Below are 15,961 nucleotides of genomic sequence, written 5' to 3' on the forward strand. Positions count from 1 at the left end.
CTGATCCGCGCTTGTCACGCATTTGGCGATCCTCCGTTCATATGGCGCTTCGCGCCATTGGGTTTGTTCTGTTCGACAAGGGCACGAGCGGTGGATTCGTCGGTGATCAGGCCGCTCAGATAGCGGCTTTCGAGCACCGCTTTGATAGCGCGTATTTTCACTTTGCCGCCGGCGACGGCGACGATCCGGCGGCCCTTCAACTGGTCCCGCGGGAGTGCCAGGATTCTTTCCGACAGCGCCGTTTCCACTGGGCGTCCCTGGTCGTCGAAGAAGTGGGCGAGCAGCTCGCCGACGCCGCCATCGCGTTTGACCTCATCGATTTCGGAATGTTCGATCATGCCGGTGGCGACCAGCGAAGCTTCCCGCTCGGCGGTCCCTATGCCGACGAACATCAGGTCGGACCGGCTTGCGAGGTCGAAGACATCGCTGATGCCGCGCTGCCCAAGCAGCACCTCACGGTCCTCCGCGGTGTTGGCGACAAAAGGCACCGGCATCACATAGGCCTGCGCGCCGGTCCGCTCGGCCAGCCGATGCATGACGTCGTGCGGGTTGGCCGCGAACTTGCGCGTCACACCGCCAAGCAGCGAGACGAAACGGATATGGGCGGCGGCGGTGCGCGTCAGATACTCGACGCTTGCGGCAAGGGTACGGCCGTGGCCGACGCCGATCAGCATGTCCTCGCCGCGATCGATCTCCCGCTTCAGAAACTGAGCGCCGGCGATGCCAAGCGCCTTCAGCGGCAGCTCGTCCTGATCGAGATCCGGAACGACCTCGCAGTAATCGAGCCCGTAAGCATTGATCAGCTGCTGCTCGAGGTCGATGCATTCGCCGACGTCGCCGTCGATGATCACCCTGACCAGGCCATCCTGGGTGGCCCGCGTGATGAGCCGATGCGCCTTGAGGCTGGTCAGGCCGAGCCGCTTGGCCACCTGGGCCTGCGTCAGACCCCCGGCATAGTGAAGCCAGGCCGCGCGGGTGGCGAGGCTGGACTCATGATCGCGGTTAGCGGTTCCGCCGGATTTCAAGCCATCTCCTCCCTGAGATGATATTATTATCTTTGTGTGCAAAAATTTTCACATCCCTGCATCGCTGTCAATCCCCCGCCGGGTTGGGCGCATGCACATGCGGGCAATTCACAGGTCTCGCCCTTCCCGAAACGCCGGTCTGCCGGCATTCGGCGGGCAACATCGACCTATTAGGAGGTGAGCATGTTACTCGATCATACAGTTGTGTTAATTTAACGTCAATCTATGTTACCTCACGCCTAAGCCAGCAGAATTGCATGGCCATCGGCTATCCAGATTTTCTTCTAACTAGCTGTTTTTCAGGGATAATATCTAATATCGGCAAAATCCCAATCCGCCTGTGAGTTGGGCGATTTGCGGATGCGGCGCATCCATGGGCAAACCAACCGGATTGCCTTGTGAAGAGCATCGGTGACGGACTGATCAACCCAGCCGCATCAGGTTCCGGTCCTCGAGTTCCACAATTGCGGCCTCGACTTCCCTTGCAAGGCGCCCGGCGCTCCAGCCCAGCGCCTGTCCGGCAATCGCCGCAATCGCCTGCAGGTCGCGGCCTGTCAGGGAGCCTGATATCGCCAAGGTGCTGCGGCGCATGACGATGTCGGCCAGATGTTCGACGAACTCGTTGCGGACGATGTAGTCGATTTCCGATTTGCTGTAGCTTTCTGAATCCGGCAGCCGACCCTCATCGCCCGACCCATGCGTGGCGATCTGCGTGGCTCTGGTGCCGTATCGCGACAGCAGCGCATCGAGACGCCGTTCCTCAGCGCCCGTCTTCGAGCGAGCCAGAGCCAGCCAACTTGCTCGCGCTGCGGCATTGGTCGGGAAATCCCTGCCGCCGCCGATCGGCATGGCTTGCGTCGTCACCTTGCGGCTGTGCTGCAGGCGGCCGAGCACGGTGTCGGCGACTTCCTCGGCAAAGCCGCGAAAGGTCGTCCACTTGCCGCCGACCAGCGAGATGACCGCGAAAGGTCTGTTCCGATCCGGCTCGGCGACCGGCGCGGAGTGGTCACGGCTGATCAGCCCGGGCAGCGATGCATCGGAGGCCGGCAGCGGCCTGATGCCGCTATAGGCGTAGACGATCTGGTCGCGCTCGAACGCCATTCCCGGCAGCAGAGTCCGCACGCTGTCGAGCAGGTACTCGACTTCGTCGGGCTCGCAGCGCACCGCGTCGGGATTGTCGGCCTTGATGTCGGTGGAGCCGACCAGCGCCAGGCCGAGATAATCGTAGATGAGGCAGATGCGGCCGTCATCGGCTTCGAAATAGAGCATGCGCCCGGCCAGGCTTTTGACCAGTTCGTCATGCTTGAGCAGGACGTGCGAGCCCTTGGTGCCGCCGATCATCTTCGACGGCGCGCCAAGCAATTCGTTGACATCGTCGATCCACGGACCGGCGGCGTTGACCACCAGCTTCGGCCGCACCGAAAAGGCCGCGCCGTTTTCCGGCTGGAAGGTCAGTACCCCATCGGCGGACTTGACCAGCGCCGTATAGTTCGCGCTGGCCGAGGCCGCGTTTGCCTGCCGCCCATCGAGGATCAGTTCAAGCACGAGCCTTTCGGGGTGGCTTATCTTGGCGTCGTAGTAGGTGCCGGTGGCGACGATCGAAGGATTGAGCGCCGGCATCCCGCTGAGCGCCTGGCGCCGCCCGACCATGCGGTGGCGCGGCATGACCTGGTTTCGCGAGCCGTAGAAATCATAGATCATCAGGCCGATCTTGATCAGGATGGCGCCGCGGCTGCGCGGTGCGCTGGTCGAGCCGAACAGCGTCCGCAAGGCCGCCAACATGCCCTTGCTCCAGGAAAAGATCGGGATGACGGTCGGCAGCGGGCTGACATAGTGCGGCGCGTTCTTCAAAAGCAGATTGCGTTCAAGTGTCGACTGTGCGACCAGCCCGAACTCGCCGGTTTCGAGATATTTCAGGCCACCGTGAATGAGCCGCGACGGCGCGGCACTGGTGCCCGAGCCGAAATCCGCCTTGTCGACGATCAGACAGCTGACGCCTTGCGCGCACAGGTCGCGAAACAGCCCTGCCCCGTTAATGCCGGCGCCAAGAATGACGACGTCGACCTCGCCGGTTCCGGCCATGGCGGCCAAACGCCCGGCGGGATTTTCCGTAAATGTTGCTTCGCTTGAGCTCATGACGCTCTCGTCTTGACGATGCGCAGCTTCACGCCGGCCCGTTCGAGAGCTTGCGCCCGCGCATCGCCCAGGCCTTCGGTCGCCAGCACGACATCGAAGCTGGTCAGATCGTCGAAGACATGCAGCGCGATCCTGTCGAACTTGGCATGGTCGATCAGAAGGATACGCTTGGCCGATGCGGCCATCATCGCCTGCTTGACCCGCACGACATTGGGATCCTGGATGAAGGCCGTGGTTCCGGTGATGGCCGAAGCCGAACAGATCAGCACATTGGCGCGCAGCTGCGCCACGGCGTTCTCGCAGACGATACCGATATAGGCGTTGTAGGTGCCGTGGTACTGGCCGCCGAGACAGATGAAGTCGAGTTCGTCGACATTGATCAGCAGTGATGCCGTCGCTACGGAGTTGGTGATGACGGTCAGCGGCTTGACGTCGAGCAGCAGTGCCGCGACGGCGTTTGCCGTCGAGGAATCGTCCAGCATCACCACCTGGCCGGCTTCGACATAATCGAGTGCTGCCCGCGCCAGCGCATCCTTCTCGGCCCGGTTGACCGTCACACGGTAGCGGAAGGCGCTTTCGTAGAGGCCGGAAGGCTGAACCGTCACCGCACCGTGCAGCTTGCGCAGCACGCCCTGCTGCGCCAGCCGGTCGATATGCCGGTGGACGGTCATGCGCGACACGCCGAAATGCTCGACCAGATCGTCGATGCGCACCTGGCCGAGCTTGATCACATAGTCGGCGATCTCTTCGCGTCGTTCGTCGGCCTTGATCATGCGGTTCCCCCAGTGTCTGGCCGGCCCAGCTTCTCGATGTCGGGCCAATGCGGTTCGAGCGCACCGGCTATGCGGCCATAGAGGGAAAAGCGCTCGTTGAACACAGCACTCGAGGCTTGGTCAGGCTCGTATTGGCGCGCCGTCATCCCGACCTGCCTGGCGCCCTGTTGCGGCGTCGCGAAGATGCCAACCGCCGCCCCCGCGCAAAGGGCAGCGCCAAAGGCCGCGGCCTCGTCGGTCGAGGTGACGATGACCGGGGCGTTCAGCACGTCGGCAAACATCTGAACGAAGGCCGGATTGCGCGAACCGCCGCCGGTCAGGCGGATCTCGCTGATGGCAAAGCCGTCGCGCAAGGCTTCGACATGGGTGCGGTGATTGAAGGCAATGCCCTCCAGAACCGCCTTCAGCATATCGCCGCGATTGTGCCAGCCGTGCAGGCCGACAAAGCCGCCGCTGGCAACATCGCCATAAGGAGAGCCGAACAGATAGGGATGAAACAGGATGGTCGAGGGCTTCTTCAGCGCCGCGTCGATCTCTGCTGCCAGAAGCTCGTGGATCGAGTCGCCATCGATCGATGCCTTTTCCTGCTCCGAGCGGCAGAACGTGTCGAGAAACCAGTCGTAGTTCGCGGTCGAGGCCGGCGAGATCGCCATGTTGTTCCAGCGGCCTGCGTCGATGGCGTTGCGACAGAGCCAACGCGGGTCGACGCGTGGTTGCGAAGAGACGACTTCGTTGATGGAATAGGTTCCGGCGACGATGGCGAGCACGCCCTCCTCATGGCCGCCCATGCCAAGTGCGGAGGCAGTCACGTCATGCAGTCCGCACGCGACCGGTGTTCCCTTGGCAAGGCCGGTCATTTCGGCTGCCTCGGCGGTGACATGGCCGACGATCGCGGCGGAGTGCGCCATCGGCGGCAGCGCGTCGAAAACATCGTCCAATCCGAAGATTCGCAACGCTTCCGGCGCGAAGGCTTGCGTGCGGAAATCCGTGAATGAGGTGCTGGCCTCGGTACGGTCGGTGCCGATCTTGCCGGTCAGGCAAAAGCGCAGCCAGTCCTTGCAGGCCAGTATATGCCCGATACGCCCATAGCGGGCCGGTTCGTGCTCCCTGATCCAGGCGAGCAGCGCCGACGGCGCCGAGACGTGGGGCGCCTGGCCTGTTCGCGCTAGCGCCTCTTCGAAGACCCGGTCCGCCGACCATCGCTCGACAATCTTGCCGGCGCGGCTATCGAGCGACAGGATTCCAGGCCCCAGCGGCCGACGATCCTTGTCGAGCAAATAGAGACCGTCGCCATGCGCGGTTGCCGCCACCGCCCTGATGTCGTCCGCCGGGCGGCCACATAGCGCGATCGCCTCCTTGATTGCGTCGGCGGTCGCTTGCCAGAGGCCGGCCATGTCGCGCTCCACCCAGCGCGCATGGGGCATCGATTGCGGAACCCGCCGACGCGCCACCGACAACTGCGTGCCATCGGCATCGAAGATCACCGCCTTGGTGACCGTGAGACCGTTATCGATTCCGAGCAAACTGGGCATGGGCGCCGCCGTTTTCAGCAACTGGTGAAGGGCGCTGCAAGGCAATCCTGCAGGTTGGGATAAGGATGACGGACATGACGACAATCAACGAGCAACGGTGATACCAAAGCGCCGCATCCGATGCGGTAAACAGACCATAGTAGCCTGTTAAATTAACGTCAACATGTGATATATTTTGTAGAAATGTCTAACGTAAGCTGAGACATGCATCCGATGCGGGACGAAGCTCCGACCAGTGCCCAACTGGCTGGATGGCCCTCAACCCTGCACGGCGGGCCAGGGGGACGGTGCGACTGACGCTCGAACGCGTTTGACTGGCTTAGCGAATTCCGTGCGCAGCGGCCGGACAGCCGGCACCGTTCAAAGAAAACGCGACGACTCAAGAAGTTCAGCCACGCCGTCCAGTTCCTTGTGCAGGCGATGCCAGCGACGGTCGAGGTAGACCAGCGAATGCGCCTCAGGGGGGATCTCGTCCGGCTGCACCTCGCCGTCAAGGAGTTCGGCCGCCACCAGTGTCGCGCCCTCGATCGGCAGGACGCCGAGCCGGCGGGCGCGGAACCAGGTCGAGACGCCGGTATAGCGCGGTTCGCCCGTGGGCAGCCGAGCCCAGGCGCCTCCCGGCGGGAAGCGTTCCGCGCCGCTCGACGCGCAGAGCTGCGCCAGGTCGATATCGGTGTAGCGCAGCAGGTGGATCACCATGGTCTGCGCCCGCAGCAAGGGTTCGGACGAGGTCGATTTCATCGACAGCGAGAAGGCGACGACCGGTGGCGCAGCACTTACAGAGATCAGCGAGGACACGGTCATCGCCACCGGTCTGTCGCCGGGATCGGCCGTGATCACGGCAACACCGGCCGGATGGTGGCGAAAGGCTTCGCGGAAGGCGTTGGTCATCGGATGCGGGAAGCTCATCGACGTCTCTCTTCTGCAGCATGAAATGGGGCCGGATGGGTCCGCCGTCCGGCCCTTGCGACTACTTCTTCTCGATCAGATCGTAGAACTGCCAGGTGCGATCGCTCCACACCCCGCCGATGTCGCGGCCGGCCGAGGTGACGATCGATGGCGCGATCGTGAAATGGTTGGCCGCCACCATCATCTCGCGGAAGGTGCGCTGGATCACACCGGCGCGCAGCGACGCACCGCCGCCCGCGCGGTAGGCGAAGTTGCAGATGTCGACGCCAACCTCGTGAATCTCGGATTTGGCCAGATGGACAAGGCTGATCTGACGCGTCGACATGCTGTTGCCGGCTTCGACCGTCATCTCGATGTCGCGCCAGACTTCGAAGATGAAGGCGCGGGCAGCGCGATAGCGGGCTTCGGCGCGGCCATAGTCGTGCCAGAATTTCTCGCTCTCGCCGATCAACCCGGCGCGGCCTGACTTGCTGCGGGCGAACTTGGCGATCTCGTCCAGCATCCGCCGCCCGGTGCCGAGTGCCCAGCCGGTATGACCGATGGCGGCGAGGCCGACGACACCGAGACTGAAGAACTCCTTCTGGCGCAGCGGCGGTGCGGTCAGGATCGGGAAGACGAGATCGTCGGCGATGAAGACGTCCTCGGCCGCATAGTCGATGCTGCCGGTGCCTCCGAGGCCCAGAACGTCCCAATTGCCGAGCTGCTTGTGCTGGGAGATCGGCGCATGGGCGCACATGATGATCACATTGCCCCTATCGTCCTTGGCGGGCTTGCCGGTGCCGTCGTCGACGAAGGCGGCACTGTGGCTATAGGTGGCGTGGCTGAAGCCGCTGCCATAGCTCCACTTGCCGTTCAGCCGGTAGCCACCGTCGACCTTCTTCAGCATGCCGAGCGGCGCCCCCTGTCCCGAGAAACGGTTGTCGGAGCCCGGCGCGAACAGCCGCTCGACCGCGCTGTCCGGCAGAAAGGCAGCCGACATCGCGCCGATGCAGCAATGCACCATGGAAACCCAGCCGGCCGCCCCGGAATGCCAGGTGATCGCCGCCAGCAGTTCGAGACCCTCGGTGGGTCGCAACTGCGCACCGCCGAGGCTCTCCGCGGCAAAGATATGCGACATGCGCAGCGGCTTCAGCAGCTCGAACGTGGCCGCAGTCAGTTCGCCATTCTCCTCATCGGCGGTGGCGTTGGCTTCCAGGGCCGGTCCGATCTCCGCGATCTTCCTGAGCAAGTCGCGATAGTCGGTGGTCGTCCCCCACGAGCTGTGCTTGATGGGTTTGTTCATCGTGTTCTCCTCCTCCTTTTCAAATGCGATCAGCCGGCGAAGAAATCGCCGATCTTCCTGAGCGTTTCGGGTTTCTCCTGCATGACGAAATGGCCGGCGTCCTCGACGAGGATCAGGCGTGCGTCGGGCAGCGCCTCGACGAAGAGCGGAGCCTGTCCCGCCGGCAGCATACGGTCCCTGGTGCCCCAGACGACCAGTGTCGGATTGGCGATGCGCGCCAGAAAGCGCCGCAGGTTCGGATGACCCATGCCGAACGGCGCCAGCAGCCGGCCGAGCGTCTCGCCTTCGCGGGCGCGATCGGCGCCGAAGGCCTCGGCAAAGGCGGCGTCGGAACCATCCGGGAAGTAGCGCAGCGCCACCGAGACGTCTTGCGCCAGATAGGCCGGCAACTCCTGCGGCGCGACCGCGCCGAGATCAGTGGCCGGATATGCGGGGTCGTTGAGCCCTGCCGGCGCGATCAGCACCACCTTGTCGAAACGCTCGCGCGCAAGGCCAGCGAGTTCGGTCGCCATCCAGCCGCCCATGGAAAAGCCGATGAGATGAGGCTTCTCCGGCAGACGGAGAACATCGAGCAGATTCAGATAGTGTAAAACCATGTCGGACATCGTAGCGACATGCGGCGCCGGGCCAGAAAAGCCGAAGCCCGGATGGCTCGGGCAGAGCACGCGGAAACGGTCCGCGAGGCCCTCGGCAAAGTCGAAGCCTTCAAGCGTCGAGGCGCCGTGCAGGAACAGCACGGGCTTGCCTCTACCGATGGCCATCACCACCGTTTTCGTGCCATCGATATCGTATTCGAGCGTTTCGAATTGAACGGCCATTTTTCACTCTCCTCAAACAAGGTCCGGCTGGATCAGCACTTTGCATTGCGTGGTGCGGCGGCGAAGGCTCTCGAATATCTGCGGAACCGGCGAGAGGTCGATCCGGTCGGTGACCAGAGTTTGCGGTGCGAAAGGTCCGCCTCGAAGCGCATCGAGGGCGACGCCGAATTCGTTGCGCTGATGGAAGAAGACCGAAAACAGCAGGTTCACTTCCTTCGTCAGCGCAACGAACGGGTCCCACTGGTCTCCACCAATGCAGAGGCCGACCCCGACCACCGTGCCCTGCAGCCGGACCGCCTCGACCGCCGCGCCGATGAGGCCACGCTTGCCAACGCATTCGAAGACGATGTCGGGCGCTCCGCCGCAGAGATCGGTGAGGTTCTCGCTCAGCTTTTCGCCGGAAAGCGCGAAGCCGGTCGCGCCGAGAGCAAGCGCACGCTCGCGCTGATGGCCGTGGATGTCGGCCACCACGACACGCGATGCCCCCATGCGCCGCGCCCAGAAGGCGACGAGCAGTCCGATCGGCCCGGCACCCAGTATGGCGACCCGATCCCCCGGCTTCATGCCCGAACGGACGATGCAATGCAGGGCGACGGACAGTGGCTCGGCCAACGCACCATCCTCGAGTGCTACATCGTCGGACAGGATGTGACATTGGCGTGCGGCCACGGTCGCGTATTGCGCATAGCCGCCGCCGATCAGCTCCATCTCGTGACAGCGCGCCGGATCGCCGCGCTCGCAGGCCTCGCAGTGTCCGCAACCGCGCATCGGCACGACAGCGACCCGGTCACCGATCCGAAGGCCCTTTGCCTCCGATCCGACCGCGACGATGTCACCGGAGAATTCATGGCCGAGCACAAAGCCTGCCTCGATGCCGAAAGGCACCGGATCCTCGGTGATGTGCAGATCGCTGCCGCAGATGCCGCAAGCGGCGACACGCAAGACGACCTCGTCCGGGGCTGGCGTCGGGTCCGGCACCGTGCCGATCCGCAGTGGGACGCCGACCTTATCGAAGATGGCGGCTTTCATGAAATCCTCCTCGTCAGCGGTTCGGGGTCGACGAGCTTGCGTCGGATCGGGAACCATGGTGCATCCCACCGCTTCGAGATCAGGCCCCAGATGCCCGTCCGGGCGTAGAGCGCCACCAGAAGCGTCATCAGGCCGAGGACGACGAAATAGGTTGCGCCATATTCGCCGAACCAGCGGTCCGCGATGAAGAAGATCAGCGATCCGATCAGAACGCCCTCGATGGACCCGATCCCGCCGACCATGACGATGAAGATCGCGACGTTCGCCCACATCGGATCAAAGGCCGAACCCGGGGTGATGCGCAGCTGCGCCATGAAATAGATCGCGCCCGCGAGGCCGCAGCCGACCGCTGACGCGACATAGATCAGGAAGCGTAGCTTCACGACATTCACGCCCTGGCTGGCAGCCGCAACCGGATTGTCGCGTATGGCGATCAGCGCAAGGCCGAAGCGCGAGCGAAGCAGCCAATAGCTGCCGCCCAGCGTGACGAGCAGCATCCCCGCGCAGAGCAGCGACATAGCGACATTCCGCTCGAAGGCCGAATAGTCCTTCATCACGCGAAGCGACATGCCCGCGCCGGAATTGACGAGCGGCAGGTTCGAGGCGGTCAGCCGGAAGACCTCGGCCACCACCCATGTGCCGATCGAAAAATAGGGGCCATCCAGGCGATGCAGCAGCAGGTAGATCGGCACGGCCAGCGCGGCCGGCACCAGGAGCGACAGGAAGACCGCCACAAACGGATTGATGCCGTAGGTCTGCGCCAGCACGAAAAGCGCATAGCCGGCGGCGCCCATGAAGGCGTGCTGGCCTACGGAGACGAGGCCGGCATAGCCGGCGAGCAGGTTCCACATCTGCGCGACGGCGATATAGCAGCACAGCACCAGAACCGACCGGATCGTGCCGGTCGAAGCCCACCACGGCATGACAGCGACAGCGATCATGGCCAGCACCGCCAGCGTCATCGCGATGCGACCGGACCGGGTCTGGCGCTGGACCACGACCTCGGGCACCTCGGTTGTTGCCACATAGGGAATCGCACTCATGACAATGCCTTTCCGAACAGGCCCTGTGGGCGGGTCGCCAGCACGACCAGGAAGACGATATGTCCGGCAAGCACGCCGAAGCCCGGATCGATGCGGAAGCCGATGGCCTGCGAGATGCCGAGCACCATCGAGCCGACGAAGGCGCCCCATACCGTCCCCATGCCGCCGATGATCACCGCTTCGAACGCGTAGATCAGCTGGGCAGGTCCGTCGGCCGGAGCAACAGTCGACCGCAGCGCCTGGAAGACGGCTGCAAAACCGAGAATGCCGACCGCCGCCGCTGTCGCCATCGCATAGACGGCGCGCGGGTTGATGCCGGTCATCGCCGCCGCCTCGACATCGGCCGACGCGGCGCGGAGCGCGCGACCGAAGCGCGTGCGCTTCAGCGTCAGGTCGAGGCCTCCTGTCAGGCCCGTGGCAACGGCCAGCACGATCAGCGGCAGGAGACCGACATAGATGCCGCCGATCTCGATGGACTGGCTCTCGATCCCATGGCCGGGCAGCGATCGGCTGTTCGCGGACCATATCTGGAGCATCAGGTTCTGCAGCGCGATCGACAGTCCGAAGGTCGCGATCAGCGAGGGCAGCGGATCGCTGCCCACCACGCGGTTCAGCACGGCCTTCTGCAGCACCCAGCCCATCAGCACCGCGAGCGGCACCAGCACGATCAGCACCGGCAGCGGTCCCAGACCCCAAGCCGTGGCGATCGAGATGCCGATCAGCGACAAAAGGATCACCAGATCGCCATGGCTGATGTTGACGATCCGCATGACGCCGAACATCAGCGCCATGCCGAGTGCATACTGGGCATACATGCCGCCCAGCAGGACCCCCTGCACCAAGGCGTCAAACCACTCCATGGCCCGCTCCAAAATAGGCTTTGCCGATCTGCTCGCGCGTGATTTCGGCGGACCTGCCGGTCAGGGTCACGCGGCCCTCCAGCATGCAGTAGAGGCGGTCCGTGGCGGTCCGGGCGAGGCCGACATCCTGCTCGACCACGATCATCGCCGTTCCGGTGGCGCGGATTTCGGGCAAGGCGGCATAGATTTCGCGGATCACCTTGGGCGCGAGACCAAGGCTGATCTCATCGCAGAGCAGCACGCGCGGCTGGCAGAGCAGCGCGCGGCCGATCGCCACCATCTGCTGCTGCCCGCCCGAGAGGCTTTGCACCTGGGTGCGAGCCTTCTCCTTGAGGATCGGGAACAGCTGGTGCAGACGCGGCAGCGTCCATCCGCCCTTGGCGCCCATGCGCGCGGCCTGGTCGATGGCGACGCGCAGATTGTCCTCGACCGACATGCCGGTGAAGAGGCGGCGGCCCTCCGGCACGATGGCGACGCCCTTCTGCACCATGCGGTCGGTGGCGGTGCCGCCGACCGGCTCACCGTGCAGCAGCACCATCTCGCGCCCGACCGGAAGCAGGCCCATGATCGAACGCAGGAGGGTGGATTTTCCGGCCCCGTTGGCGCCGATCAAGGCCACGGCCTCACGCTGGTGCAGCTCGATGTCGACGCCGTAGAGCGCCTGGAAGTCGCCATAGCGGGCCAACAGCCCGTGGGTGGAAAGAACGGCCGTCATCCCTCGATCCCCATGTAGACGCGCTGGACCTCAGGCAGCGCGATCACGTCGGCGGGCACGCCTTCCGCGATCTTCTCGCCGAAATTCAGAACCAAGAGCCGGTCGGCTACCGCCAGCAATGCGTGCAGCACATGCTCGATCCACACGATGGTGATGCCGCGGTCGCGGATGCGGCGCACCAGCGCCACCAGCGCCTTCGATTCATCGTCGGTCAGCCCGCCCGCGATCTCGTCCAGCAGCAGCAGCTTCGGATCCGACGCCAGCGCGCGCGCCAGCTCCAGCCGCTTGCGGTCGAGCAGAGTGAGAGCGCCGGCCGAGACATTGGCCTTGTCGGAGAGTTCGCACTCGCGCAGGACCTGGGCGCAGAAAGCATAGCTCTGCTTCTCGGACCGGCCGCCGCCGAAAGCGGCGGCGACCAGCAGGTTTTCGAAGGTGGTCATGCCGGAATAGGGACGCGGGATCTGATAGGTCCGCCCGATCCCCATCTGGCAGCGCCGGAAGGGCGGCTCGCCGCGGAGTGCGGTGTCGCCGAGCTGGATCTCGCCGCCGGACGTCTTCAAGTCGCCGCTGATCATGTTGAACAGCGTCGTTTTGCCCGCCCCATTCGGGCCGAGGATGCCCAGCACCTCGCCCCGATGCACGTCGAAAGTCACGTCATGCAGGACGCGGACAGCGCCGAAGGACTTCGACACCCCGTGCGCTTTCAGCAGGATTTCCCTACCCATGACTCTGCCCGCGTCCCCGCTCATGTCACCAGGCGATCGGCTGAATAGCCTGTTGCGGCGCGAAGAGCTGATTGACCGTGTTGTCGACGATCTTCAGGTCATAAGGCCATTTCTCGCCCTTCACCCACTGGCCGCCGAAGATCGGCGTCTTGCAGATGTTCTTGTGGGGCGAGCCGTCGAACTTGATATGACCGACCAGCGTCTGCAGATCGGTAGCGACCAGGGCGTCTCGGTTGGCTGTGCGATCGAGCGGATTGGAAGAGCGCTTCAGGATGTCGAGCGCGACCTCGAGCAAGGCATGCGAATAGCCCAGCGGCTGCGTCCACTGCCGCTTCGAATCGACTTCCCATTGGCTGGCGATGTCGCTGCTGACCTGCCCGGTCAGCGACGACTTGAACGGGAACGCCGGTGTCCACCAGACCTCCGAGGACATGCCGTTGCCTAGAGGACCCATGGCCTCGACACCCCCCGGGAACAGGAGTGCCGCCGCCACCGTGACCGCCTTCGGCTTGAAGCCCTGCTGGTTGCACTGGGTGACGAAGGTCTTCAGATCGTCCGGATAGGTAATGCCGCCGATGATCTCGCAGCCCTGCTTCTTGAACTCGGCGATCTGTGCGGAAAAATCATTGGTGCGGGGCTGGAAATAGCCGGGCACCACGACCTCGTAGCCGGCCTTGCGGGTCGGCGCTGGCAAGCCATATTCGTCGTTGCCCCAGGTCTCGCCGTCGATGTTCTGCGGAAACAGCATGCCGACCTTCTTGTTGGTCTCCAGATGGCTCCAGAGTCCGACGAAGGTGTTCAGCGCCTCGTCGAGGCCCCAGAAGAAATGATAGGTCCAGCCGAAGGTCTGCTTGCCGCCGCCGCGCGGCATGATCACCGCTTGCCAGGGAGCACCGGAGGAAATGCAGGGGGTCTCATAAAGCTCGGCCTGCTCGGCCGCGGGCAGGATCGTGTCGGTGGTCGAGGCCGGTACGAGCAGATGCACCTCGTCGTTCAGGATGAGGTTGCCGGCGATTTCCGATGCCTTGTTCGGATTGGACTGGCTGTCGCGATCGAGGATCTCGATCTCGTAAGTATTGCCGTCGGCACATTGCAGCTGGCCGCCGAGCAGGGCGCGGATTTTCTGCAAGGTGTAGCCATCCGTTTCACCAAACAGGGCGAGCGGCCCGGTCGTGGGGCTGAGATAGCCGAGCTTGATCTTCCCCGCCGTCGCGGCGCGCAGATAGGTCGGCATGCCCAGCGTGCTGGCGGCAACGCCGGCTCCAATCCCCTTCAGGACGCTTCGGCGGCTGGGCCGCAAGCCCGATTTCACCAGTTTGTTGTAGTAGGTCATTGTCGGTTCCTCCCTGGGTTAAGTTTCTCCGGCCCACGGGACCGGTCTCAGTTCAAAGCTTGTTCAGGTCATCCTCAGCAGCGAGCCGCCATCGATGACGATCAGCGAGCCCGTCACGTAGGACGCGGCCGGCGACGCCAGATAGAGCGCCAGGCCCTTGATCTCTTCAGGGTCACCGATCCGGCCGATGAGCGACTGGGCCTCGAAGGCCTTGCGGTCCGCCGGATTGCGCAGCCGGCCGCCGGCGATGTTGGTGATGAACGGCCCGGGCAGGATTGCGTTGATGCGGATGTTGTAGGCGCCGAGCTCCATCGCCATGTGGCGAACGAGATGGTTCACCGCGGCCTTGGCGGGCATGTAGGGTGTACCCACGATGCTCTCGTTGATCAGCGAGGCGATGGACGACGTGACGATGATCTGGCCGCCGCCATTCGGCTTCATGTGCCGCACGGCATGCTTGATCGTGGTGTAGACCGAGGTCAGGTTTATCTCGATCACCTTGTCCCAGTGCTCGTCGGGCAGGTTCTCGATGGCGCCCTCGGGGTTCCTTTCGCCCGTCGGGGTGTTGAAGCCCGGCCCGGCGTCGATCCCGGCATTGGCGAACACGACGTCGATCGAGCCGGCCTTCTCGGCCACCTTGTCGAAGGCGGCCGCCATGGCCGCACGGTCGCCGACATCGACGACCTGGCCCCAGACATCGCCACCCGCCGCCCTGATCGCCGCCACGGTCTTCTCCAGCCCGGCAGGGTTCAGGTCGAAGATGCAGACCTTCGCCCCGTGCTCGGCCATGATCTCGGAATAGGCCTGCCCGATGCCGCTGGCGCCGCCGGTGACGATCACCGACTTGCCTCTGACATCGAACATCTTCTCAAGTGCGGCCATCAGTTTCCTCCCTTGCGCGACAGCACGAAATCGAACTCCACGTCGTAGAACGGCGCCGCGACCTCGACCCTGGCCGCGGCTTCGGCGTCCTCGACCTTGCGGAATTCGGCGAGCAGGCTTTTCTTCACGCCGAAGACGGCATCTGAATCGATGTACGGATCGTCCGGATCGAAGATGTGCGTGGTCAGCGCGTCGAAGCCCTCGGCCTCGACGATGTAGTGGAGATGCGCCGGACGATTGGGGTGGCGGCCTAGCGCGCCCAGCAGCCTGCCGACCGGACCGTCATCCGGGATCGGGTAGTATTTGGGCTTCACGCCGCGGAACCAGTAACGTCCGTCCGCACCGGTGCGGAACACCCCGCGCAGATTGAAGTCGGGCTGGATGCCCTTCTGCTGCACGTCGTAGAAACCGTCGTCATTGGCCTGCCAGACGTCGATCTTGGCGCCTGCGATCGGGTTACCCTCGGTATTGAGGATGCGGCCATGCACGAACATCGGCTCGCCCTTCTGGTCGAGGCAGATGTTCGATCCCATTGGCAATTCGGGCGCGTCGGCGACGTGGAAAGGCCCCAGCACCGTGGATTCCGAGGCACCCGACGGCTTGCGGTTGTTGATCGCATCGACCAGCATCGAGACGCCGAGAACATCCGACAGCAGGATGTACTCCTGCCGCCATTCGTTGCAGATCTGGCCCGTCTGCGTCAGGAACATGATCGCGCCGAACCATTCCTCCTGCGTCGGCTCGATCTCCTTCACCGCCTCGTGCAGCTTTCGGGTGATGACCTCCATCACCTCTTTGAGCCGCTCGTCTTTGGCGTTCCTGTTGCGCGCCACGACGACCTCGGCCGAGTTCGCCTCGGTGAAATAGCCGGATTCGTGTTCGTCAATCATGCGATCCTC

The 15,961-nt window shown here is 64.0% G+C and carries 15 protein-coding genes; all 15 read right to left on the reverse strand.

What is annotated here, in order from left to right; translation table 11 throughout:
• Nucleotides 1–14: 14 nt before the first annotated feature.
• The 15 genes from AC0NIL_RS27005 to AC0NIL_RS27075 all read right to left on the reverse strand — a co-directional run bounded on the left by AC0NIL_RS27005 (nt 15) and on the right by AC0NIL_RS27075 (nt 15,952).
• Nucleotides 15–1,025 carry a sugar-binding transcriptional regulator gene (locus AC0NIL_RS27005; RefSeq protein WP_027163951.1) on the reverse strand — a complete coding sequence of 337 codons (1,011 nt, stop codon included), beginning with the start codon at nt 1,023–1,025 and terminating at the stop codon, nt 15–17.
• A gap of 423 nt (nt 1,026–1,448) precedes the next feature.
• Nucleotides 1,449–3,161 (reverse strand): glycerol-3-phosphate dehydrogenase/oxidase, encoded by a 1,713-nt coding sequence (locus tag AC0NIL_RS27010; protein ID WP_063167512.1) that lies wholly within the window; start codon nt 3,159–3,161, stop codon nt 1,449–1,451.
• On the reverse strand, nt 3,158–3,934 hold the full coding sequence (locus tag AC0NIL_RS27015; protein WP_063167511.1) for a DeoR/GlpR family DNA-binding transcription regulator: 777 nt from the start codon (nt 3,932–3,934) through the stop codon (nt 3,158–3,160). Before AC0NIL_RS27015 ends, AC0NIL_RS27010 begins: the two co-directional genes overlap by 4 nt.
• The gene (locus tag AC0NIL_RS27020; RefSeq protein WP_063167510.1) at nt 3,931–5,466 is read right to left on the reverse strand and encodes an FGGY-family carbohydrate kinase; all 1,536 of its coding nucleotides are present in this window, start codon (nt 5,464–5,466) and stop codon (nt 3,931–3,933) included. Before AC0NIL_RS27020 ends, AC0NIL_RS27015 begins: the two co-directional genes overlap by 4 nt.
• Before the next feature lie 360 nt (nt 5,467–5,826).
• Nucleotides 5,827–6,375, reverse strand: coding sequence for a flavin reductase family protein (locus tag AC0NIL_RS27025; protein WP_013533080.1), 549 nt, complete (start codon nt 6,373–6,375; stop codon nt 5,827–5,829).
• Between the two features lie 61 nt (nt 6,376–6,436).
• Nucleotides 6,437–7,657: an acyl-CoA dehydrogenase family protein gene (locus AC0NIL_RS27030; RefSeq protein ID WP_063167509.1), complete on the reverse strand. Its 1,221-nt coding sequence runs from the start codon at nt 7,655–7,657 to the stop codon at nt 6,437–6,439.
• A gap of 29 nt (nt 7,658–7,686) precedes the next feature.
• A complete protein-coding gene (locus AC0NIL_RS27035; protein ID WP_063167508.1) occupies nt 7,687–8,475 on the reverse strand; it encodes an alpha/beta fold hydrolase in 789 nt (262 codons plus the stop codon).
• A gap of 12 nt (nt 8,476–8,487) precedes the next feature.
• Complete coding sequence (locus tag AC0NIL_RS27040; RefSeq protein ID WP_063167507.1) at nt 8,488–9,504, reverse strand: zinc-dependent alcohol dehydrogenase; 1,017 nt, start codon at nt 9,502–9,504, stop codon at nt 8,488–8,490.
• A complete protein-coding gene (locus tag AC0NIL_RS27045) occupies nt 9,501–10,547 on the reverse strand; it encodes a branched-chain amino acid ABC transporter permease (protein WP_063167506.1) in 1,047 nt (348 codons plus the stop codon). The genes AC0NIL_RS27040 and AC0NIL_RS27045 overlap by 4 nt, the downstream gene beginning before the upstream one ends.
• Nucleotides 10,544–11,407 carry a branched-chain amino acid ABC transporter permease gene (locus AC0NIL_RS27050; RefSeq protein WP_013533085.1) on the reverse strand — a complete coding sequence of 288 codons (864 nt, stop codon included), beginning with the start codon at nt 11,405–11,407 and terminating at the stop codon, nt 10,544–10,546. Before AC0NIL_RS27050 ends, AC0NIL_RS27045 begins: the two co-directional genes overlap by 4 nt.
• Nucleotides 11,394–12,122 (reverse strand): ABC transporter ATP-binding protein, encoded by a 729-nt coding sequence (locus AC0NIL_RS27055; protein WP_473572772.1) that lies wholly within the window; start codon nt 12,120–12,122, stop codon nt 11,394–11,396. Before AC0NIL_RS27055 ends, AC0NIL_RS27050 begins: the two co-directional genes overlap by 14 nt.
• Complete coding sequence (locus AC0NIL_RS27060; protein ID WP_063167505.1) at nt 12,119–12,847, reverse strand: ABC transporter ATP-binding protein; 729 nt, start codon at nt 12,845–12,847, stop codon at nt 12,119–12,121. Before AC0NIL_RS27060 ends, AC0NIL_RS27055 begins: the two co-directional genes overlap by 4 nt.
• 25 nt (nt 12,848–12,872) lie before the next feature.
• Nucleotides 12,873–14,180, reverse strand: a complete 1,308-nt coding sequence (locus tag AC0NIL_RS27065) for an ABC transporter substrate-binding protein (protein ID WP_063167504.1) — start codon at nt 14,178–14,180, stop codon at nt 12,873–12,875.
• Between the two features lie 63 nt (nt 14,181–14,243).
• Nucleotides 14,244–15,062, reverse strand: coding sequence for an SDR family NAD(P)-dependent oxidoreductase (locus AC0NIL_RS27070; RefSeq protein ID WP_013533089.1), 819 nt, complete (start codon nt 15,060–15,062; stop codon nt 14,244–14,246).
• Nucleotides 15,062–15,952: an intradiol ring-cleavage dioxygenase gene (locus AC0NIL_RS27075; protein WP_473572773.1), complete on the reverse strand. Its 891-nt coding sequence runs from the start codon at nt 15,950–15,952 to the stop codon at nt 15,062–15,064. The genes AC0NIL_RS27070 and AC0NIL_RS27075 overlap by 1 nt, the downstream gene beginning before the upstream one ends.
• Nucleotides 15,953–15,961: the final 9 nt, after the last annotated feature.

The sequence above is a fragment of the Mesorhizobium sp. WSM1343 genome, assembly GCF_055901535.1.

Bases quoted from the DNA above. Each gene is read 5' to 3' on its own strand.
- AC0NIL_RS27010 (WP_063167512.1), bottom strand. From the start codon at position 3,161: ATGAGCTCAAGCGAAGCAACATTTACGGAAAATCCCGCCGGGCGTTTG.
- AC0NIL_RS27050 (WP_013533085.1), bottom strand. From the start codon at position 11,407: ATGGAGTGGTTTGACGCCTTGGTGCAGGGGGTCCTGCTGGGCGGCATG.
- AC0NIL_RS27025 (WP_013533080.1), bottom strand. From the start codon at position 6,375: ATGAGCTTCCCGCATCCGATGACCAACGCCTTCCGCGAAGCCTTTCGC.
- AC0NIL_RS27040 (WP_063167507.1), bottom strand. From the start codon at position 9,504: ATGAAAGCCGCCATCTTCGATAAGGTCGGCGTCCCACTGCGGATCGGC.
- AC0NIL_RS27030 (WP_063167509.1), bottom strand. From the start codon at position 7,657: ATGAACAAACCCATCAAGCACAGCTCGTGGGGGACGACCACCGACTAT.
- AC0NIL_RS27045 (WP_063167506.1), bottom strand. From the start codon at position 10,547: ATGAGTGCGATTCCCTATGTGGCAACAACCGAGGTGCCCGAGGTCGTG.
- AC0NIL_RS27020 (WP_063167510.1), bottom strand. From the start codon at position 5,466: ATGCCCAGTTTGCTCGGAATCGATAACGGTCTCACGGTCACCAAGGCG.
- AC0NIL_RS27015 (WP_063167511.1), bottom strand. From the start codon at position 3,934: ATGATCAAGGCCGACGAACGACGCGAAGAGATCGCCGACTATGTGATC.
- AC0NIL_RS27035 (WP_063167508.1), bottom strand. From the start codon at position 8,475: ATGGCCGTTCAATTCGAAACGCTCGAATACGATATCGATGGCACGAAA.
- AC0NIL_RS27065 (WP_063167504.1), bottom strand. From the start codon at position 14,180: ATGACCTACTACAACAAACTGGTGAAATCGGGCTTGCGGCCCAGCCGC.
- AC0NIL_RS27055 (WP_473572772.1), bottom strand. From the start codon at position 12,122: ATGACGGCCGTTCTTTCCACCCACGGGCTGTTGGCCCGCTATGGCGAC.
- AC0NIL_RS27070 (WP_013533089.1), bottom strand. From the start codon at position 15,062: ATGGCCGCACTTGAGAAGATGTTCGATGTCAGAGGCAAGTCGGTGATC.
- AC0NIL_RS27060 (WP_063167505.1), bottom strand. From the start codon at position 12,847: ATGGGTAGGGAAATCCTGCTGAAAGCGCACGGGGTGTCGAAGTCCTTC.
- AC0NIL_RS27075 (WP_473572773.1), bottom strand. From the start codon at position 15,952: ATGATTGACGAACACGAATCCGGCTATTTCACCGAGGCGAACTCGGCC.